Origin of the sequence: Escherichia sp. E2748, from assembly GCF_005781125.1 — a bacterium.
In the GTDB taxonomy this organism is placed as follows: domain Bacteria; phylum Pseudomonadota; class Gammaproteobacteria; order Enterobacterales; family Enterobacteriaceae; genus Escherichia.
Genome location: NZ_VATP01000002.1, coordinates 198466 through 218153 on the forward strand (window position 1 = coordinate 198466; position 19688 = coordinate 218153).

Genomic DNA, 19688 nt, shown 5'->3' on the forward strand with positions numbered 1-19688 from the left:
CAACAAAAAACCCCTCGTTTGAGGGGTTTGCTTTTTAAACGGAAGGGATTATCGCCCCTGAATGGCTAAATCACCTGGCAGATTTTTCTGCATCCGGTGCCATATCTCGCCACTCTCATGCCCATAGCGGCGCACTGTTTCGTAAACCTGATCATGCGCGCCTTCAGTGCACAATGCCGATAACTTGTGATAGAAGCCCAGTGCCAGACTGCGCGCCTCCGGATTAGCGAAATAGTGACGACCAATTCGCGTATACAGCCCTTTCATCCCGTTAAGGATCAGACCGTAAATTGGGTTACCGGAAGCAAACGCCAGACCGCGGAAAATGTTGTAATCCAGATCAGCAAAGGCGTCGGCGTGATCGGCCACTTCATTGGCGGTTGCCAACACTTCTTGCGCTTTATCAGGATGCTGACGAAACGCGGTGCGAATAAAAATGGTTGAAATATTGGTACGCACCGACAGCAAATTATCAATAAGCTGCGGCACACTTTCGTGATCCAGTCGCGCCAGCGTCTCAAGAATATTCAACCCGGAGGTTTCCCAGAAATTATTCACCTTCGTCGGTTTGCCGTGTTGAATAGTCAGCCAGCCGTCTCGCGCCAGGCGCTGCAACACTTCGCGTAACGTAGTACGCGTTACGCCAATTAATTCTGAAAGTTCACGTTCTGCGGGCAAAATAGTCCCGGGAGGGAAGCGGTTATTCCAGATACTTTCAATAATGTACTCTTCCGCGAAACCCGCCGGGCTTTGCGCCTTAATGACCATAGTGAGATTTCCATAACACAGCAAAACAAAGTTGCACTCATCATACCAGAGGGCTAATCACGCTGATAGCAGACAAAAAGAAGAAAAAAGGGATCAAGGCTTCATTTTCTGCATCTCTTTCTCCTTGATCATCAATACTTGCCTCACTCCTGCCCGACCGTTAAGCTTTGCGCTTAAACATAAAAACATCATTGATTATTACTAAGGTAAGGGAAACCATCATGGAAATCTCCTGGGGCCGCGCGTTATGGCGCAATTTTTTAGGCCAGTCACCCGACTGGTACAAACTTGCCCTCATCATTTTTTTAATTATTAACCCGCTCATTTTTCTCGTCAGTCCTTTTGTTGCTGGCTGGCTGCTGGTAGCGGAATTTATTTTCACGCTGGCAATGGCCCTGAAGTGCTATCCGCTACTGCCAGGTGGTCTGTTGGCTATCGAAGCCGTATTTATTGGCATGACCAGCGCAGGACATGTTCGGGAAGAGGTGGCTGCAAACCTTGAGGTTTTGCTGCTACTGATGTTTATGGTTGCGGGGATCTATTTTATGAAACAGCTATTGCTGTTCATTTTTACCCGCTTGCTGTTAAGCATTCGCTCCAAAATGCTGTTGTCGCTCTCTTTTTGCATTGCGGCAGCATTTCTCTCCGCGTTCCTTGATGCCTTAACCGTCGTGGCGGTGGTGATCAGCGTCGCTGTCGGTTTTTATGGTATTTATCACCGCGTAGCCTCTTCCCGCACGGAAGATACCGACCTGCAAGACGACAGCCATATCGACAAACATTACAAGGTGGTGCTGGAGCAGTTCCGTGCTTTTCTACGTAGCCTGATGATGCACGCGGGCGTCGGTACCGCATTAGGCGGCGTGATGACTATGGTAGGCGAACCGCAAAACCTGATTATCGCCAAAGCCGCTGGCTGGCATTTTGGCGATTTCTTTCTGCGCATGTCGCCGGTAACCGTTCCGGTCCTGATCGGCGGCATGTTAACCTGCCTGCTGGTGGAAAAAATGCGTTGGTTTGGCTACGGTGAAACACTGCCGGAGAAAGTCCGCGAAGTGCTGCAGCAGTTTGACGATCAAAGCCGCCAACAGCGTACCCGCCAGGATAAAGTTCGCCTGATTGTCCAGGCCGCCATCGGCGTCTGGCTGGTTATCGCGCTGGCACTACATCTGGCAGAAGTTGGCTTAATTGGTTTGTCTGTGATCATTCTGGCGACATCACTGACCGGTGTGACTGATGAACACGCTATCGGTAAAGCCTTCACCGAATCACTTCCGTTTACCGCATTGTTGACGGTCTTTTTCTCGGTAGTTGCGGTGATTATCGACCAGCAATTGTTCTCGCCAATTATTCATTTTGTCCTACAGGCATCGGAACACGCCCAGTTGTCACTGTTCTATATTTTCAACGGCCTGCTGTCATCCATTTCGGATAACGTCTTCGTGGGGACGATTTATATCAACGAAGCGAAGGCAGCTATGGAGAGTGGCGTTATCACCCTGAAGCAATACGAGCTGCTGGCGGTCGCTATTAACACCGGGACCAACCTGCCCTCCGTCGCTACACCGAACGGACAGGCTGCATTCTTGTTCCTGCTGACCTCCGCACTCGCGCCATTGATTCGCCTCTCTTATGGCCGCATGGTGTGGATGGCCCTGCCTTATACCCTCGTACTGACTCTCGTCGGACTGCTCTGCGTCGAGTTTACTCTTGCCCCTGTAACCGAATGGTTTATGCAAATGGGGTGGATAGCAACGCTTTGATAACAACTTACCGGGCATATTTATGCCCGGTTTGCCTTTTCGCCCGATAATTGTTCAATTACATCCTATTTTTACTCCCTCCTGGTGGCGCAACGAATGAATTGGTTTAAACTGCGCATTCGATGCATATTGCAGGGAAATTATTATGTTGCGATTTTTGAACCAATGTTCACAAGGCCGGGGGGCGTGGTTGTTAATGGCGTTAACCGCTCTGGCACTGGAACTGACGGCGCTGTGGTTCCAGCATGTGATGTTACTAAAACCTTGCGTGCTCTGTATTTATGAACGTTGTGCGTTATTTGGCGTTCTGGGCGCTGCACTCATTGGCGCCATCGCCCCGAAAACTCCGCTACGTTATGTAGCAATGATTATCTGGTTATACAGTGCGTTCCGCGGTGTACAGTTAACTTACGAACACACTATGCTTCAACTCTATCCCTCACCGTTTGCGACCTGTGATTTCATGGTTCGCTTCCCGGACTGGCTGCCGCTGGATAAATGGGTGCCACAAGTGTTTGTCGCCTCTGGCGATTGTGCCGAGCGTCAGTGGGAATTTTTAGGTCTGGAAATGCCACAGTGGTTGCTCGGTATTTTTATCGCTTACCTGATTGTCGCGGTGCTGGTGGTGATTTCCCAGCCGTTTAAAGCGAAAAAACGTGATCTGTTTGGTCGCTAATCAATTCGGCGCTCCTGCGGGAGCGTCTTTTTCCTGCCGCTATGTTTATTTGACCCGCAGTAAATCAGAACTTCGCGTTGTATAACGAGGTGAAAGCATGGCACGCTTCATCTGCCATTGTTGCTGGATCCCCTGTCCGGCAAAATAGAGTGTTCCCCTGCCATCCTTAGCATTCAGCATATCCATTACCGCCATCAATTGTTCACTACCGGGACGCGGTGCGTTGTCATCGAACAAATTTAGCTGCGCCACTCCCTGACTGAAAAAATCGCCCAACATCACGCCCGCTTTTTGGTAGCGATGGCCCGCTTGCCAGATGGCGTCCAGAGATCGCGTAGCCGCGTTAATAATGTCTCTGCTGTCCTGGGTAGGCGTCAGCAGTTTTACCGACGCACTATTACCGTAATAGGATTCATTGAGCGCAAATGGCGACGTTTTAATAAACGTGGAGATAAACCGACAATATTGATGCTCACTGCGGAGTTTTTCTGCCGCCCGGGCGGCGTAACTACAAATGGCCTGCCGCATCGATTCATAATCCGTGATACGTTCGCCAAACGAGCGGGAACAGATAATTTCCTGCTTCGTCGGTGCAAACTCTTCCAGCTGCAAACAGGGTTCGCCGCGCAGTTCACGCACCGTTCTTTCGAGCACGACATTAAAGTGTTTACGAATAAACCGGATATCTGTATCCGCCAAATCCAGAACGGTTTTGATACCCATCGTGTTCAATTTTTTGCTGATGCGCCGTCCAATTCCCCAGACTTCATCTACGGGTAAAGCGGCCATTAATTTACGCTGGCGTTCCAGATTAGATAAATCCACCACCCCACCGGTCTGCCGCTGCCATTTTTTTGCCGCATGATTGGCAAGTTTTGCCAGCGTTTTGGTCTGAGCGATACCCACCCCCACGGTGAGATGCGTTCGTTGCAGTACCGTTGCGCGAATTTCTCTGCCAAAGTCAGTGAGATCGCGGCAGTTACGTACCCCCGTCAAATCGCAGAACGCTTCATCAATACTGTAAATCTCCACGCGAGGAGATAGCTCTTCCAGCGTCGACATCACCCGATTGCTCATGTCTGCGTAAAGCTCATAATTGCTGCTAAAGCAGACAACGCCACAGCGACGAAACAGCTCTTTTTGTTTGAACCAGGGATCGCCCATTTTAACGCCCAGCGCCTTTGCCTCAGCGTTTCGGGCAATAACGCAACCGTCATTATTCGATAGCACAACCACCGGTTTACCCCATAAGTCAGGGCGAAACACCGCTTCACAACTGGCATAAAACGAGTTCACATCGCAAAGGGCAAACATCAGCGCATCGCCTTTATTACATGGACAACTACGCCAAAGACATCCAGCGTATCCTCGCTGCCGAGGGTAATCGGCGAGTACGCGCTATTCATGGGAATAAGCTGTACCGTCGGGCGCAACTGCAATTTTTTCACCGTAAACTCGCCATCGACAGCAGCGATGACGATATCACCGTGGCTGGCGGTAATAGCGCTATCGACAATCAATAAATCACCGTCACTAATCCCACCGTCAATCATGGAGTCTCCGCTCGCTTTGACGAAGTAAGTCGCGCTGGGATGCTGAATAAGCAATTGATTCAGATCGATACGCTGTTCAACGTAATCCGCTGCCGGTGAAGGAAAGCCACACTGAACAAGATCGCTAAATAGCGGAAAAGTCACAATTTCGCGGAGATCCGCAGGCTTGATAAACAACATAATAATCTGCCTGAAGCTATACTGTTTTTATATACAGTAGTCTGTTCTTACCAGCAGATCAATACTGATTCAGGCTATCAATATCTGTCGCTGCGTAGGCTGATCCTTAAGGATTGCCGCCCCACTGTTAACCGTCTGAACGCGGTATGGATATGTCGGTAAGCATTACCTAAAAATACGGTTAATTTTATAGTTTAAACCTTTTTTAGTTATTAGTAAGATACCTGTGCTTCCAAAAAAGCTGGGAAATTCAACGACTCTTGGAAATTTTTGGACCTTGTCCCGCGGCTACAATCCGACAGCCGCGTTTCTTTTTACTATCTAACCCACCGTAAACCTACCTACGGACCTTGCTCTACAGCTCATCCTGTACCCGTGTGATCCTGGCCACGTAATGAATGGATAGCAGTGACTTATCCGGTTACGACATCAACCAGTTCTTTGGTTTCATCACTTTGGACTCTGCCCACCACAATAAATCTGAGAAGATGGACAACGAGAGCAATAACACAGACCATAAATAAGCCTCAAAAAAAATAATAAAAGAAGCCATTTGTTTTATTAACAACGAGGATTTAATGATCAATAGAATTACAGATGTTTTAGTTAATGGGATATCTTCGATATTAAAATGATATAAAGAGTAGTTATTATTTTCCTGACACATTGTTCCCGGTGGCGGCCTTCAAGATGGTCATTGATAATGATCAAGTCAATAATATCTTCCAATATTTATATTTTTATCGTGAAGCGTTTTTACTATAGCGCTAAAGTTTATCGATCAGCTAAAGACACGTTACCATGGATTAACAGTATGAATGGAGTTTTTTCAGCACGGCGTGATATTAATCACGCCAGAGTTGGATAATGAAAAGCAATATGACAGACAAAAAGTTAATGCAGAACTTTTCCATGAGTGGGGGGGAGTTGCGTAACGTTGGGTATTTACGCTCAGGAAGATGGGGGTATTTATTATGTTGAAAATCATAGGGTAGATCAGGATCTTGCTGTGACCTATCCTGCTCAGGCAGTAGCATTCTACGGCGAATCCATCGCCTGATGGCGCTTCTTTGTCCACTGTCATTTGCATTATTGTAGAGTAAACATAGACTGGAATTGAACAATCTCACGTAATCAGAATCACCCATTCTCAGTTTCAACCGCCAGTGCATAGCGCTAAATAAAGCTAACAATATAAAAGGACTTTATGAATTTTTCACATATTCTACAAGCATATTCACGAGTATTTTTATATCAACTCCCTGTAGCTCGGATATATAACGGCGTCGTTTGATGTCCGAATTTACCGTCTTTCATTTTATACCCACCAGAACACCTGAGTAGAATAAGCATGCATGTTCAGGCAGTCTCATAAATGTGTCCATTGGTTACGGCATTTAAATTATTGTCATACCGTAGATTATCTTTTTTCGCGTGCTGCAATTTACTTAGAAACAGCGATGACGCTCTCACTTTTTAGCTCGAAAATTTTTTGCAGGATTCAGGATTAATACGTCAGCCCACCAGTACAAAATATTTCATACTTCCAATATACCGCCAGCCCAAACTTCATCGTGGCACTCTGGCGACACGTCTGGGAAATCGGTTCATTTCGTCCCAGGTAGCAAATCGCTAATACACTGTGCGCCAGACCTTGTTATTGATGACCAGAAAACCGCAAGGACCATTTTCGCGGCGGTTTGACTGATGCGGATTATTGCGCCCAGTCAGGTTTATTTAAGATATGGTCCTGCCAGTCAATCACTTCCGACTCTTTCACCGCGATATGGCGCACTGAAATGCGTTCGCCATGCATGGCTGCTTTTGAACCGGTAAGTAGCGGATGCCACGCAGGTAAATCTTTACCCTCCGCCAACAAGCGATAAGCACAAGTCATCGGTAGCCATTCGAACGTAGGCAGATTTTCACGAGTTAATTTAATGCAGTCGGGTTCAAACTCGAAGCGGCGTTCGTAGTTCCGACATTGACAAGTTTTAATATTGAGCTGACGGCAGGCAACGTTAGTGAAGTAGATTTCGTCGGTGTCTTCATCCATCAGTTTATGCAGGCAGCACTGACCACAACCATCACACAACGACTCCCATTCTGCATCGCTCATTTCGTCCAGGGTTTTACTTTGCCAGAAAGGTATATCGCTCATCAGGTGTTCCAACATTACGTTAAAACGCACCTTATAACCAGTCTGGCACGGCGATGCAAGCTTTGCCGCCCCTTTCAGGCGGCAAAAGTATTACAAAACGCGAGTTGTCAAAGAATGACCGCCGAAAGTAACCGTCAATTCATCGCCACTGTGCAGCGGACCAACACCATCAGGCGTGCCTGTCAGCACAACGTCACCGGCCTTAAGGGTAAAAAACTTGCTCATATAAGCAATCAGTGGAACGATTTTGTGGATCATGTCCGCAGTCGTACCTTGTTGGCGTTGTTCGCCATTTACACTTAGACCCAGCGACGTATTTTGTGGATCACCGCTGAACTCTGCTGCAGGAATAAACCCGGAAAGTGGACACGAGTTATCAAACCCTTTGGCCTTTTCCCATGGCTGTCCGGCTTTCTTCATTTTTCCCTGAACATCACGTAATGTCAGATCGAGCGCCACACCGTAACCTGCAATAGCTTTGCGCACATGCTCTTCCGTGGCCTGGCGTAGCGTCGCGCCAATCAACACCGCCAGTTCAACTTCATGATGAACCGAGCCGAAATCAGAGGGGATAGCCAAGGGCTGGCGCAGATCACACAGTGCCGTTTCAGGTTTAATAAACAACACGGGCTCTTCGGGCACTTCACTCCCCATCTCTTTAATATGTTTGGCATAGTTACTGCCAACACAGACGACCTTACTCACCGGATAATCCAGCAGCGCACCTTGCCAGTTGTGATGTTGATACATAACGTTCCTCTCACTTCATCGTGGTTCTTAAAACCCGCTCCAACGAATATGATGCCACCGCCGGATATCGGTTATTTGTCAGTACTGTCTGTATTTTTCGCCATCACAGAAAGATGTTGTTTAAGCAAATCCTCAGGTGGTGGTGGTAACTGGAGATAATAACCTTGCTCGGCTAATGCCTGTTTAACTTTCTCAATATCGGCATTTACCAGTTTTTTCCGCCCATCCAATGGCAGAATCATCGCGAGTTGAGGTTGGCCAAACCCTTTCATCAGCTCCTCTGGAACACGCGAAAAATCGTCTTTTTTTTCGACATATAAATAGGTCTGGTCACGTTTGCTACTTCGATAGATCACACAAAACATAATTTTACTCTGAATAAATGTGGGGGTGACTTGCCTCAATATAATCCAGACTATAACATGCCTGATAGTCTTCGTAATATCATCGCTCGCTGATGATGATAATTAGCTAATTGAGTAAGGCCAGGATGTCAAACACGCCAATCGAGCTTAAAGGTAGCAACTTCACCTTATCAGTGGTTCATCTGCATGAGGCAGAGCCTAAGATTATTCATCAAGCGCTGGAAGACAAAATCGCTCAGGCCCCGGCATTTTTAAAACATGCACCCGTCGTACTCAATGTCAGTGGCCTCGAAGAACGGGTCAACTGGTCAGCAATGCACAAAGCTATCTCAGCAACTGGCTTGCGGATAATTGGCGTCAGCGGTTGCAAAAATGCGAAACTGAAAGCTGAAATAGAAAAGATGGGGCTACCAATCCTGACTGAAGGAAAGGAAAAAGCGCCACGTTCAGCTCCCGTTCCCCAGGCACCAGCGCAAAATACGATCCCGGACACAAAAACACGTTTAATAGACACTCCTGTACGTTCCGGTCAGCGCATTTATGCTCCACAATGTGATTTGATTGTTACAAGTAATGTAAGTGCAGGAGCAGAATTGATCGCGGATGGTAACATTCATGTCTATGGCATGATGCGCGGTCGTGCGCTGGCCGGGGCAAGTGGTGACCGGGAAGCGCAAATATTTTGTACTAACCTGATGGCCGAACTAGTATCTATTGCTGGTGAATACTGGCTGAGTGATAAAATCCCAGTAGAATTTTATGGCAAAGCGGCACGGCTGCAATTAGTCGAAAACGCTTTGACCGTTCAATCGTTAAATTGATCCCTTTTTAACAAGGAATTTTTATGGCACGCATTATTGTTGTTACTTCGGGGAAAGGGGGCGTTGGAAAGACCACCTCCAGCGCGGCCATCGCCACTGGTTTGGCCCAGAAGGGAAAGAAAACTGTCGTGATCGATTTTGATATCGGCTTGCGTAACCTCGACCTGATTATGGGTTGTGAGCGTCGGGTCGTGTACGATTTCGTCAACGTCATTCAGGGCGATGCAACGCTAAATCAGGCGCTAATTAAGGATAAGCGTACTGATAACCTCTACATTCTCCCGGCATCGCAAACTCGCGATAAAGATGCCCTCACCCGCGAAGGGGTGGCCAAAGTTCTTGATGACCTAAAAGCGATGGACTTTGAGTTTATCGTTTGTGACTCACCGGCGGGTATTGAAACCGGTGCATTAATGGCTCTTTATTTCGCTGATGAAGCCATTATTACCACGAACCCGGAAGTCTCATCAGTTCGTGACTCTGACCGTATTTTAGGTATTCTGGCGTCGAAATCACGTCGCGCAGAAAACGGCGAAGAACCCATTAAAGAGCACCTGTTGTTAACGCGCTATAACCCTGGTCGCGTGCACAGAGGAGACATGCTGAGTATGGAAGACGTGCTGGAAATCCTGCGCATCAAACTCGTCGGTGTGATCCCAGAGGATCAATCCGTATTGCGCGCCTCTAACCAGGGTGAACCGGTCATTCTCGACATCAATGCCGATGCGGGTAAAGCCTACGCAGATACCGTAGAACGCCTGTTGGGTGAAGAACGCCCTTTCCGCTTCATTGAAGAAGAGAAGAAAGGCTTCCTCAAACGCTTGTTCGGAGGATAAGTTATGGCATTACTCGATTTCTTTCTCTCACGGAAGAAAAACACGGCCAACATTGCAAAAGAACGACTGCAGATTATTGTTGCTGAACGTCGTCGCAGCGATGCAGAACCACACTATCTGCCGCAGTTGCGTAAAGATATTCTTGATGTCATTTGTAAATACGTACAAATTGATCCCGAGATGGTAACCGTACAACTCGAGCAAAAGGATGGCGATATTTCCATTCTTGAGCTTAACGTGACCTTACCAGAAGCAGAAGAGCTGAAATAAGCTGTATTAGCTCAAACCTGATCTGACAGTTACCGGTTGTTTATACTGGTATCTGTCAGATTGCATTTGGTCTAAATTTTGTTCTCCCCTTCTATTGTCAGCTCAAATCGCCGCTAATTCACACTATTGCCACCAGAGCGAAATTACTTACCCTGCCTTTTTTGAAAAATATTTTTTACATTTAAATCACACAACAATATTGATATTTCAGATCGCCTAACCTTTACAATACCATGTTAACACCTGATGACATTTCTTGAAGAAAATATTTCAAATCAATGAGTTAATCTTTATTTAAGATTATTCCCATTCAAGCATAAAACACAATTACTATTATACCATTCGCGCTCATTTTGAATTATCTGAATAATAGCGAGCGTTCTTTAGTTAAGTGAATATTAATTAAAGACGAAATTATTGTGTGTGCAACTTACTTAATACCGGACATCTAAGTTGAAGAAAAAAATACTCGCCTTCGGGCTTATCTCAGCATTGTTCTGCTCCGCACCAGCAATGGCGGATATGAATCGCACCACGAAAGGTGCGCTGTTAGGTGCAGGCGTAGGTTTACTGACTGGCAATGGCGTTAATGGTGTGCTGAAAGGCGCTGCTGTGGGCGCTGGTGTTGGTGCAGTAACTGAAAAAGGTCGTGACGGTAAAAATGCCCGCAAAGGTGCGAAAGTGGGTGCTGCCGTTGGTGCAGTCACTGGCGTGTTGACCGGCAATGGTCTGGAAGGCGCGATTAAAGGTGCTGTAGTTGGCGGCGCAGGTGGTGCCATTCTGGGTAAAATGAAATAAGGAATGATGATGAAAAAATTTGCATTATTGGCTGGTCTGTTTGTTTTCGCACCAATGAGCTGGGCGCAGGACTACAATATTAAGAACGGTTTGCCAGCAGAAACCTATATTACTTGTGCTGAAGCCAACGAAATGGCAAAAACTGACAGCGCACAGGTTGCAGAAATTGTGGCTGTAATGGGTAACGCCAGCGTTACGAGCCGTGATTTAAAGATCGAGCAATCTCCGGAACTCAGTGCCAAAGTGGTAGAAAAACTGAACCAGGTTTGTGCTAAAGATCCGCAAATGCTGTTAATTACCGCCATTGATGACACCATGCGTGCCATTGGCAAAAAATAATCATTAATGCAGTACCGCGCCGATTGATTCGGCGCGTTTTTTTAGCAGGCGAAGGAATCAGAACTTATATTTAAATCCCACCATAACTGCGGTGTCATTGTAGCCATTATCACCGAGTTGAACGCCAACATTTCCCCAGACGCTGGCCGCTGGATTCAGATTGCCATTTACGCCAAGTTTAATTTCCCCCAGATTACGCGCACCGTCTTGTTCAACTTTCACGCCGTTCATTGAAACAGCAAAATCTTTACTGTTATGACAAGAAAATTAAATATATAAACAGAGACAAAGCGTAAAAGATAAATAAGCCGACATTATCATTATATTACTTATTTTTATGATATTGCTCACTTAACAGAGGAAAAACTGATTAACAAATAACTTATCAACTGCAAAATGATTAATAGTTACCAGTGAAATTAGTATGCATATATATAAAATCCATTATGATTACACCACTCTTGATAACTGTTTGTGCAATATTCCCGCCTGTGGTCTGTCTTCCGAAATCATCAAGCTGCAACTCAAACCAGGTGAAAGCAGAATCCTGATACGCGAGATATAGCCCAATAAATGGTGGCTTAATCGCCAGGTCATGTCAGGATAAGGCGTTCACTGCCAGCAACTCATTTAGCCGTTTTCTGACAGTGATAACAGAAGGATTAATGCTGATCCCTATGGCTAACGAGTTTTTCCCTTAACCGATTAACCACATTGATCGCCAACCAAACCAACGCATTTAGCAAATTTATAGTAACAAGCACTTCTCCCAGCCAGGTGCTGGGTTTGGCAAAAAGGATAACCAGGAAAGTGATTAGCATAAATGCAATGGAGAAAATGATATATAAAGTAAAATAATCCAGATTATTACTCTTGTTCATGCTACTGATGGTAATCCTGTCAAAAATTTCAGACAATTATAGCAAACAGAATAATGAACAATAGTAACAAGACGAAACGAGCTAATTAGCTGTCTATAATTACGTCACCTCACGCTCAGGCGATCATTTTTCACTCAACCACCACTTTCACCTTCGGTTTTGAGAGAATAATTTTGACCAGCTCAATATATGTCACCGGTTTATAGAAATAGTATCCCTGTTGGAACGTGATGTTGTTTTGGTTCAGGTAATCGAGCTGCTCCTTCGTCTCAACACCTTCAGCGACAATACTGATAGAAAGTTTGCGCGCCAGATCCAGCACGCAGTCCAGGATCCGGGTGGAATCTGGATCTGCGTTGACCCGCCCGACGAAGCTGTGATCAATCTTAATATAATCAATATGTAGATCATGGAGATAAGAAAGCCCCGAGTATCCAGTACCAAAATCATCCAGTGCGATGACAAAACCATTTTCATGCAAAATGTTTAGTCGCTGGACCAGACTTTCATCAACATGCAAAGGCTCACGCTCAGTGACTTCAAGCACGAGATTCAAATCACGGCGCGTGAAGCTGTCCTTGTATTTCAGGCATTCTTCAACAAATGTCGGCGAAATAATATGCGAGGCGCTGAAATTTATCCCAACGTGAAAACCTTCTGGCAGTTTACTTTCGATCGCATTCATTTGTTTGGCGACCTGGCTCATCAAACTTTGGGTGAGCGGAACTATCAACCCTGATTTTTCAGCAAGAGGAATGAAAGCCGCAGGAGAGATATATCCTCCCCGAGGGTGTTTCCAGCGGGCAAGGACTTCCACGCCGCGTAACGTCCCTTCCAGCCCATTTACCACTGGTTGATAAAAAGGCACAATTTCACCATTATGTATTGCCCGCCGCAGGATCTCTTCCGGTGTCGCGCTTTTGTTGAAATATTTATCAAGCAGGAAGACAACGGCGCAGGAAATCAACAAAATGAATATCAAAATCCCCAGACCTTTATCGATAAGTCTGCTAAAGCTAAATAGAGGCGGCTGGTTATAAATAATACTGAAATGATATTTTGTGGAACTGACTCGTCCAGAAAAATGATTTTTACCATTGAGAGCTGTCACATCTCCCGACGGGCCAATAATGCTACCGCCAACGAGTAAAGTATATTTCGCCCCCTTCAACGGCACATTGAGCGCGCCACGAATATGTTGATCGCTAATAGTCACCAAAACTCGGGTATCTGCGAACTGATTCTGATAAAGCAAAATGGGCATTTTATTAACAGTATCGATTGCCGGAGCTAGCAGTAAATTGCTTTCAGGAATCACGGGTATACGTGATAGCAGTACGTGGTTCCCCGGCAATGAAGTACACCAGACCGCATCTTGTTTGAGAATGATGATCGTACGCAGATGTGGCTTGAGCGCTGCTTCTGTACCTAGTTGATATTGTTCATCCAGATCACACCCTTTTCTGGCTATTTCCCGTACCGTTTGAATCGCCTGTGACGCTTCCTCAAGTATATAATTGATATTGTTTGCGGCATATCTCGCCCCTGCCAGGCTCTCCGCTTTTGCGGAATACCAGAGCTGGATGTTCAAAATAGAGACGCCGGTAATAAACAGGCAAACCGCAGCGAGGATAGGGATAAGTGTATTGCGCATCTGCGTGTCCCTGACAACAGGTTAATAGAGGGGGTTGACATTCATTCGCTCAATCTGGCGTCTACAGAGAGCATGGTCGAGAGAATCAGAAATATCCACGCATCAGATGAAATTTTGCCCAACATGCCGCAAGTCTTTCAATGACTGATGAAAAACTAATGTTCGCGCTGATCAATGGGTCTTTAAGCAGACAAGAGGCATGGGGTAATAATTCGGGAGCAAAAATATAGGTTGAGCACGTTTCTGTTTAGCTTTAACCTTCGCCTTTATACATATGTGAATCAATAGGTTGAATGCATTTCTGTACCAGCAATTCCAGCTTTTTCAGCGTTTGTATCGCCGTTGAGTCAAGTCCATAACATTTCAATTCTTCTGCCGAATGAAATCTAACGTTGACCTGACCTCCGGGCAGCTGGCGAAGGAGTACCCTGAAAGGTAAATCCAGAGCGAGGTCTGGATGTTCCAACATCAAAGGCGTTCCCTTTTCAGGATTACCAAATACCAGAACAGTCGTTGGCGGCATTACAAGACCTGCATTTCGGGCAGCTTTCGCGTGGTCAAACTCGCCAAATAAAACCAGACCATTATTTGATACCGCCTTAAGAAGACGTGTTCTGGTATGCTCGAAGTCAAATGCACTATTGAATTGAATCATAACGTTATTACCATTAACACAATAATCAATGTGAACGATGAGACAACCGTAATATAAATACAAAATATTATAACCTGAGCTTGCTCATATTTTTGAACATCAGAGAAATAACATTTTCTGATGAGTCCCTTTAATCAACCAGAATTAAAACAATCACAATATCCACCATGCTTATAAAATCATCCTATAGTAACAAGATAATGTAGACTCTGATTCCATAAAGCACTCCCTTCCTAAACCCTGTAGTTACAAATTGTAAAGATTAATTTACTCTGTTTATATTTTGACTATCTGGTTATATCTCAGTGGATATGTAAAATTAATAACAGCTGGTGATCATTCAGTAGTTGACTATAGAAAATTCACCAGCCGGTCACAGACACGCATCTTTACAGGGCGTGTCTGCATTTTTTGTTATGATGTATTGTGATGTATATAGTAGTACTGGTGAATTATGAGCAATCTGAATCCATGCCTGGCGTGTGGTGCCTGTTGTGCATTTTTCCGCGTCTCTTTTTACTGGGCCGAAGCAGATGATGCAGGCGGCACTATCCCGGCTCATCTTACTGAGCAAATATCCCCTTACCACCGATGTATGAGCGGTACTAACCAGAAGGATCCACGTTGTGTCGCCCTGGCAGGAACGCCTGGAAAAAACGCATGTTGCACCATATACAAGAATCGCTCATCGACATGTCGAGAATTCGCCATGTCTGGCGAGGATGGGAAGATTAATGAGGCATGTAATCGCGCCCGAGCAAAATATGGGCTGCCGCCAATTTAAAAAGCACTTTTCATTTTTAATGGGCGCTATAAAACTGCGTATCCATGATTATATTCTGATGTAACATGCCCATTGCCCGAGTATCAAGAATACAATGCCATATGTTCCTGGTACCGGGCAACATTTTGGTGAAAACTGCCATTTTAGAATTCAGTTCTTGATGATCATTCTTGATATTTTACGTAACAATTAACAGGCATTACATTCTGATATTTCGACTGTAAACCATTACGTTTTTCGCGCTATTTCCACTCATCGGATGATCCTTTGCCGTTAATCATGAGATAGTTAAAACCAGTAATTTCGATTAGTCTTATTTTTTAGATGAGAAGTGTTTTATATGTTTTTAACATTTTTTAATAATAAGAAATCTGCCATAAAGACAGATTTCTTTAATTTATAATTAGAGATTTGCAACGTTATGATATACTTTTTGAACATCATCGTCATCTTCGAGGGCATCAATAAGTCCTTCAAAGATTTCTAAATCTTCTGGTGAAAGCTCAACTTCTGATTGCGCAATCATTTCTAATTCTGTTGTTGAGAACTCAGTAATTCCAGCTGCTTTTAGAGCTGCAATTCCTTTATGAAGGTCTGTAGGCTCAGTATAAATAACGATGTTTCCTTCTTCTTCGGTCACATCACGGACATCCACTTCAGCTTCAAGCAAAATTTCAAAAATACGGTCAGGGTCAGTTCCTTTAAATACAATCACGCCAGTATTGTCAAACATATAGCTGACAGAACCTGCCGCGCCAATGTTACCGCCTTTTTTATTGAAAATTGTACGAACGTTAGCAATCGTACGGTTAACGTTTGAAGTCAACGTTTCAGCGATAATCATTGAACCATTGGGTCCAAAGCCTTCATAACGTCCTTGTACGAACGTTTCGTCTCCGCCACCTTTGGCTTTATCAATAGCTTTATCAATAACGTGTTTTGGAACTTGCGCCTGCTTCGCGCGTTCAATAACGAACTTTAAAGAAGTGTTTAATTCTGGGTCTGGTTCACCTTGTTTAGCCGCAGCATAGATTTCCACACCGAATTTTGCATATACTTTAGACGTTGCCCCGTCTTTAGCCGTTTTTTTAGCTACGATATTGGCCCATTTACGTCCCACTGGAATAATCTCCTCGAAATTTATTTACATCAATAACAGGTTGATAACCTGCGATTTTCGTCATATTATATCATAACATGAAAAATTTCGTCTATGAGAATTAGAAATAAGATAAATGTATAGCGGCACTTTAATTTTCCATTATTTAAAAATGTTACCAGATTATTTTTCTGATTTAGTTTTAGATTTTTGTTCTTAATAATTGAAACGCTATAATAATACATAAGGCAAAAACAATGTGATAATCCCGACTAATCATCTGGAAACCGTTTTTAAAACAAATCCATTCTTAATCGACTGATATTTAATGATAAATTTCATTTAATTGTTCTTTTATCAATTGAAATCAGCCCTTTCCCAACCATTTGATATAATTGATATTATCCTTCATTTTAGGAAGTGTTTTTACTATCACTTATATCAAAATAACGTTTCTTTTCACCAACAATTAAGAGGAACTTTTAATGATTACGGTTGAGCTATGAGCGAAAAGCGGACGTTACCGATACCCGCCTATCTTCACTAATGTAGCACTCCAAATGAATATATACCTTAAATCAGGTTCAACTTCGTTACTACATATGAAAAATAATGTGTTGATATATAAATTATTTTTTCTTATGTTAATTCATTCCAACCTGTGCTCAAGCACTCTTTCTTAACAACGAAAGGCCATAAAATGAATATCGAAGCATTTGCTTTTGGCACCACCAACTGGGGTGAAGTCGAAAAAACAGAACATCCCGGGGAAACAGGCATGGCCTACTGGCGCACACAATTTTTTGGTCACAAGCCGAACCAAATCCGTGTGCGAATGGTTGAATATACCCCAGGTTACCTGGCGGATCATTGGTGCAGTAAAGGTCATATCCTTTTATGCATAGAGGGAGAACTCGAAACACTGCTCGCAGATGGCCGCAAATTCACTTTAACTGCGGGGATGAGTTATCAGGTTGGTGATAACGCAGAGCCACATCAGTCCAGAACAGAGACAGGAGCAAAACTCTTTATTGTGGACTAAAGGATTCGTCGTTGTTGCGATTGCGACATCCGATTCTGGCACAGAATTGGAACCTGGCAGTAGAACAACCATCTGACCATCCCCCAACTACCTGGGGGTTTTGATAACTTATTTTGATAACCGTTAGCATCCTGACAAAAATAACGGGAGCGTTACGCTCCCGTTAATGGATTTAATAAATTACCGAATTACATGTTCTTGATGATCGCATCACCAAACTCTGAACATTTCAGCAGCTTAGCGCCTTCCATCAGACGTTCGAAGTCATAGGTTACGGTCTTCGCGTTGATTGCGCCTTCCATACCTTTAACAATCAGGTCTGCGGCTTCAGTCCAGCCCATATGGCGCAGCATTAGTTAGATGACTAAATCGTAACTATTTGACATAGCAACATAATTTTACTAATTTGCATATAATTCATTAGCTCTTAGCATTTCTATAACTCATTGATTATCAACATGTGTTTTTGAGTTTTGATAACCATTTTTAGCATAAAAATAGCAGTTAACATTTGCAGAAGTTAAGATCAGAGAAAATTTTTACCCTGTAGGGTATTACGTCTTAAATGTGACTTTAATAAACAATTTTATTTCTGTAATCAGTTTATTTTAACGTAAAGCATCTCGATTAGTTCTTTCGCATTTTTACTATAGTGCAATTCTCTATGGCAATTCTGATAAAGTGCAGCACCGTTATCTTTAGTATCAGCAACGTCTGGAGACAGGGGAAGTTCGCCGTAGATCTAATGGTGTGCAATACCTCGGGCATACTCCACGATATACCTCCGTTACAATGTAACATCTCAGCATAACTGTTAGATCAGTAACAACATATGATTAATTCTATTGTATTAGTTCAGACTCTGTCTGACACAATTTACACAAAGGTATGAATGGCGATTGTGCTCAACTTCGTGCCTACTAAAAATTGCTTATTTTTGACCACCTCAAATGCAGGATAACTTTAGCCAATACTATTGGTTGTGAATTCTTACAACATTCATTAACATATACAGCACAAATAATTCACAGACAATGAAAAATGGATATTACTGAGTTTCCCTCTGGAGTAATTGAGCACCTTGGCTGGTATGTATACCGATTGATTGATCCGAGGGACGGAAGTACCTTCTATGTAGGGAAAGGAAAAGATAATCGCGTATTTGCTCATATGCGCGGTAAAGTAGCAGCGGATGATAATGGCGAGTTGCTTAGTAACAAGCTAAAGCAAATTAGAGAAATAAAATTAGCCGGGCTTGAAGTTATCCATGTCATTCATCGACACGGTATAACTAATGAAAAGACAGCTTATGAGGTTGAAGCCGCGCTTATAGATGCATACCCAGGGTTAACGAATATCATGAATGGGGCTGGCAGCAATGAATTCGGCGCCGCACATGTCAAAGAGTTGATAGCAACATATCAACCCGAAACCATAACATTTCATCATAAAGCATTAATGATTTCCGTTAACAGAAGTGCAAAAGATTCAGAGCTTTATGATGCGGTTCGATTTAGCTGGCGCATTAATGTCTCGCGCGCCAGTAAAGCAGAAGTCATTCTTGCTACTGTAAGGGGGATCGTTCGAGGAGTTTTCATTGCTGATAAATGGCTAAAATCAACGCGTGAACATTTTCCTACGATGAAATACTGGGACGAAGACCCTGACTTTGAGGCAACACAAAGCTCTCGCTATGGTTTTGAAGGTCGAGAAGCTCCACCTGAAATAGCAAACCTTTATCTTGGGAAAAAAATACCAGATGAATTAAGAAAAAAAGGAGCTATGTCCCCAGTTCGTTACTCACCTAATTTTTGAATCTTCAAGTGGTAAGCATAAACCGCAGCACGATCTTGCATACGACGTGCTACGGTTTCATTTATCTCCGACCGGAAACTTCTTATACAAAGTCGATACGCCAACATCATAGATGATCGCCACCTTCTGGCGAGGAACGCCTGATGCAATTAATCGCCCGGCCTGCGCCCATTGTTCTGGTGTAAGTTTGGGCCGACGTCCACCAATTCGTCCCTGTGCGCGAGCAGCTTCCAGTCCAGCTTTTGTTCGTTCAACAATCAGTTCTCGCTCCATTTCAGCCTGGGCACCTGTAAATAGACCCGTTTTAGTTCCATGCATTTTTTGAGAACCCGGCCAAATAATGGTGAAGTCGGTATTCCTCCGGTGTCATATTGTTCAGTGATTCATGCGGGCGTTCACAGTTATATTCTGATAACCATTTCTCCGTAATTTCCCGTACTTCATTCAGCGTTCTGAACAGATAAAAATCGAGTATTTC

At 44.1% G+C, this 19688-nt stretch carries 21 protein-coding genes and 3 pseudogenes; 10 read left to right on the forward strand and 14 right to left on the reverse strand.

Translation table 11 applies throughout. From position 1 onward, the window contains the following. Positions 1–48: 48 nt before the first annotated feature. The gene (gene fadR, locus FEK42_RS05600) at positions 49–768 is read right to left on the reverse strand and encodes a fatty acid metabolism transcriptional regulator FadR (protein WP_130215962.1); all 720 of its coding nucleotides are present in this window, start codon (positions 766–768) and stop codon (positions 49–51) included. Between the two features lie 221 nt (positions 769–989). Between fadR and nhaB the strand changes: the two genes are divergently transcribed. Together nhaB and dsbB are read left to right on the forward strand one after the other, a co-directional pair. Next, positions 990–2531, forward strand: a complete 1542-nt coding sequence (gene nhaB, locus FEK42_RS05605) for a Na(+)/H(+) antiporter NhaB (RefSeq protein WP_130259690.1) — start codon at positions 990–992, stop codon at positions 2529–2531. Between the two features lie 145 nt (positions 2532–2676). Beyond that, positions 2677–3207: a disulfide bond formation protein DsbB gene (gene dsbB, locus FEK42_RS05610; RefSeq protein ID WP_130205621.1), complete on the forward strand. Its 531-nt coding sequence runs from the start codon at positions 2677–2679 to the stop codon at positions 3205–3207. Between the two features lie 45 nt (positions 3208–3252). Here dsbB and umuC read toward each other — a convergent pair whose 3' ends face one another. The 5 genes from umuC to FEK42_RS05640 form a co-directional block, all read right to left on the reverse strand. Further along, a complete protein-coding gene (gene umuC / locus FEK42_RS05615; protein WP_135491162.1) occupies positions 3253–4521 on the reverse strand; it encodes a DNA polymerase V catalytic protein in 1269 nt (422 codons plus the stop codon). Then, entirely contained in the window at positions 4521–4940 is a 420-nt protein-coding gene (locus FEK42_RS05620) for a translesion error-prone DNA polymerase V autoproteolytic subunit (protein WP_130205617.1), read from the reverse strand. The genes umuC and FEK42_RS05620 overlap by 1 nt, the downstream gene beginning before the upstream one ends. A 1714-nt stretch (positions 4941–6654) precedes the next feature. Further along, positions 6655–7101, reverse strand: a complete 447-nt coding sequence (locus FEK42_RS05630; protein ID WP_205712811.1) for a YcgN family cysteine cluster protein — start codon at positions 7099–7101, stop codon at positions 6655–6657. A 90-nt stretch (positions 7102–7191) separates the two neighbouring features. Continuing rightward, positions 7192–7851, reverse strand: coding sequence for a fumarylacetoacetate hydrolase family protein (locus FEK42_RS05635; RefSeq protein WP_135404263.1), 660 nt, complete (start codon positions 7849–7851; stop codon positions 7192–7194). A 71-nt stretch (positions 7852–7922) separates the two neighbouring features. After that, the gene (locus FEK42_RS05640; protein WP_130205736.1) at positions 7923–8216 is read right to left on the reverse strand and encodes a YcgL domain-containing protein; all 294 of its coding nucleotides are present in this window, start codon (positions 8214–8216) and stop codon (positions 7923–7925) included. A gap of 125 nt (positions 8217–8341) precedes the next feature. On the opposite strand from FEK42_RS05640, the gene minC reads away from it, so the two are divergent. The 5 genes from minC to FEK42_RS05665 all read left to right on the forward strand — a co-directional run bounded on the left by minC (position 8342) and on the right by FEK42_RS05665 (position 11280). Then, the gene (minC, locus tag FEK42_RS05645) at positions 8342–9037 is read left to right on the forward strand and encodes a septum site-determining protein MinC (protein WP_130215951.1); all 696 of its coding nucleotides are present in this window, start codon (positions 8342–8344) and stop codon (positions 9035–9037) included. A 23-nt stretch (positions 9038–9060) separates the two neighbouring features. Further along, complete coding sequence (gene minD, locus FEK42_RS05650; RefSeq protein ID WP_064528664.1) at positions 9061–9873, forward strand: septum site-determining protein MinD; 813 nt, start codon at positions 9061–9063, stop codon at positions 9871–9873. A 3-nt stretch (positions 9874–9876) separates the two neighbouring features. After that, complete coding sequence (gene minE / locus FEK42_RS05655; RefSeq protein ID WP_001185664.1) at positions 9877–10143, forward strand: cell division topological specificity factor MinE; 267 nt, start codon at positions 9877–9879, stop codon at positions 10141–10143. 453 nt (positions 10144–10596) lie between these two features. Continuing rightward, the gene (locus tag FEK42_RS05660) at positions 10597–10941 is read left to right on the forward strand and encodes a YMGG-like glycine zipper-containing protein (protein ID WP_135492336.1); all 345 of its coding nucleotides are present in this window, start codon (positions 10597–10599) and stop codon (positions 10939–10941) included. A gap of 3 nt (positions 10942–10944) precedes the next feature. Continuing rightward, positions 10945–11280 (forward strand): YmgD family protein, encoded by a 336-nt coding sequence (locus FEK42_RS05665; RefSeq protein ID WP_074399524.1) that lies wholly within the window; start codon positions 10945–10947, stop codon positions 11278–11280. Between the two features lie 57 nt (positions 11281–11337). Here FEK42_RS05665 and FEK42_RS05670 read toward each other — a convergent pair. The 4 genes and pseudogenes from FEK42_RS05670 to FEK42_RS05685 all read right to left on the reverse strand — a co-directional run. Continuing rightward, positions 11338–11538, reverse strand: a pseudogene (locus FEK42_RS05670) (autotransporter outer membrane beta-barrel domain-containing protein); the annotation flags it as partial. 404 nt (positions 11539–11942) lie between these two features. After that, on the reverse strand, positions 11943–12161 hold the full coding sequence (gene ymgF / locus FEK42_RS05675) for a cell division-associated protein YmgF (RefSeq protein ID WP_130205608.1): 219 nt from the start codon (positions 12159–12161) through the stop codon (positions 11943–11945). 130 nt (positions 12162–12291) lie between these two features. Further along, positions 12292–13815, reverse strand: a complete 1524-nt coding sequence (locus FEK42_RS05680; protein WP_135492334.1) for a cyclic diguanylate phosphodiesterase — start codon at positions 13813–13815, stop codon at positions 12292–12294. A 253-nt stretch (positions 13816–14068) separates the two neighbouring features. Then, positions 14069–14470, reverse strand: a complete 402-nt coding sequence (locus tag FEK42_RS05685; RefSeq protein ID WP_135409846.1) for a DUF302 domain-containing protein — start codon at positions 14468–14470, stop codon at positions 14069–14071. 454 nt (positions 14471–14924) lie between these two features. Here FEK42_RS05685 and FEK42_RS05690 point away from each other — a divergent pair, with 454 nt between their 5' ends. Then, entirely contained in the window at positions 14925–15254 is a 330-nt protein-coding gene (locus FEK42_RS05690) for a YkgJ family cysteine cluster protein (RefSeq protein WP_130205601.1), read from the forward strand. Between the two features lie 403 nt (positions 15255–15657). Here FEK42_RS05690 and FEK42_RS05695 read toward each other — a convergent pair whose 3' ends face one another. Beyond that, positions 15658–16374: a YebC/PmpR family DNA-binding transcriptional regulator gene (locus FEK42_RS05695; RefSeq protein ID WP_130205599.1), complete on the reverse strand. Its 717-nt coding sequence runs from the start codon at positions 16372–16374 to the stop codon at positions 15658–15660. Between the two features lie 679 nt (positions 16375–17053). Between FEK42_RS05695 and FEK42_RS05700 the strand changes: the two genes are divergently transcribed. Then, positions 17054–17395, forward strand: a complete 342-nt coding sequence (locus FEK42_RS05700; RefSeq protein ID WP_130259684.1) for a DHCW motif cupin fold protein — start codon at positions 17054–17056, stop codon at positions 17393–17395. Positions 17396–17583: 188 nt separating this feature from the next. Here FEK42_RS05700 and FEK42_RS05705 read toward each other — a convergent pair. Next, positions 17584–17751 (reverse strand): annotated as a pseudogene (locus tag FEK42_RS05705) (isocitrate/isopropylmalate family dehydrogenase); the annotation flags it as partial. Positions 17752–18436: 685 nt separating this feature from the next. Here FEK42_RS05705 and FEK42_RS05715 point away from each other — a divergent pair. Further along, a complete protein-coding gene (locus FEK42_RS05715; RefSeq protein ID WP_135492332.1) occupies positions 18437–19210 on the forward strand; it encodes a hypothetical protein in 774 nt (257 codons plus the stop codon). A 57-nt stretch (positions 19211–19267) separates the two neighbouring features. Here FEK42_RS05715 and FEK42_RS05720 read toward each other — a convergent pair. Next, a pseudogene (locus tag FEK42_RS05720) lies at positions 19268–19498 on the reverse strand (helix-turn-helix domain-containing protein); the annotation flags it as partial. Between the two features lie 16 nt (positions 19499–19514). Then, positions 19515–19688 (reverse strand): integrase core domain-containing protein (locus FEK42_RS05725; RefSeq protein ID WP_138211763.1); only part of this gene is annotated, 174 nt, incomplete at its 5' end.

Coding starts and splice junctions, on each gene's coding strand:
- fadR (WP_130215962.1), bottom strand. CDS start 768: ATGGTCATTAAGGCGCAAAGCCCGGCGGGTTTCGCGGAAGAGTACATT.
- nhaB (WP_130259690.1), top strand. CDS start 990: ATGGAAATCTCCTGGGGCCGCGCGTTATGGCGCAATTTTTTAGGCCAG.
- dsbB (WP_130205621.1), top strand. CDS start 2,677: ATGTTGCGATTTTTGAACCAATGTTCACAAGGCCGGGGGGCGTGGTTG.
- umuC (WP_135491162.1), bottom strand. CDS start 4,521: ATGTTTGCCCTTTGCGATGTGAACTCGTTTTATGCCAGTTGTGAAGCG.
- FEK42_RS05620 (WP_130205617.1), bottom strand. CDS start 4,940: ATGTTGTTTATCAAGCCTGCGGATCTCCGCGAAATTGTGACTTTTCCG.
- FEK42_RS05630 (WP_205712811.1), bottom strand. CDS start 7,101: ATGAGCGATATACCTTTCTGGCAAAGTAAAACCCTGGACGAAATGAGC.
- FEK42_RS05635 (WP_135404263.1), bottom strand. CDS start 7,851: ATGTATCAACATCACAACTGGCAAGGTGCGCTGCTGGATTATCCGGTG.
- FEK42_RS05640 (WP_130205736.1), bottom strand. CDS start 8,216: ATGTTTTGTGTGATCTATCGAAGTAGCAAACGTGACCAGACCTATTTA.
- minC (WP_130215951.1), top strand. CDS start 8,342: ATGTCAAACACGCCAATCGAGCTTAAAGGTAGCAACTTCACCTTATCA.
- minD (WP_064528664.1), top strand. CDS start 9,061: ATGGCACGCATTATTGTTGTTACTTCGGGGAAAGGGGGCGTTGGAAAG.
- minE (WP_001185664.1), top strand. CDS start 9,877: ATGGCATTACTCGATTTCTTTCTCTCACGGAAGAAAAACACGGCCAAC.
- FEK42_RS05665 (WP_074399524.1), top strand. CDS start 10,945: ATGATGATGAAAAAATTTGCATTATTGGCTGGTCTGTTTGTTTTCGCA.
- ymgF (WP_130205608.1), bottom strand. CDS start 12,161: ATGAACAAGAGTAATAATCTGGATTATTTTACTTTATATATCATTTTC.
- FEK42_RS05680 (WP_135492334.1), bottom strand. CDS start 13,815: ATGCGCAATACACTTATCCCTATCCTCGCTGCGGTTTGCCTGTTTATT.
- FEK42_RS05685 (WP_135409846.1), bottom strand. CDS start 14,470: ATGATTCAATTCAATAGTGCATTTGACTTCGAGCATACCAGAACACGT.
- FEK42_RS05690 (WP_130205601.1), top strand. CDS start 14,925: ATGAGCAATCTGAATCCATGCCTGGCGTGTGGTGCCTGTTGTGCATTT.
- FEK42_RS05700 (WP_130259684.1), top strand. CDS start 17,054: ATGAATATCGAAGCATTTGCTTTTGGCACCACCAACTGGGGTGAAGTC.
- FEK42_RS05715 (WP_135492332.1), top strand. CDS start 18,437: ATGGATATTACTGAGTTTCCCTCTGGAGTAATTGAGCACCTTGGCTGG.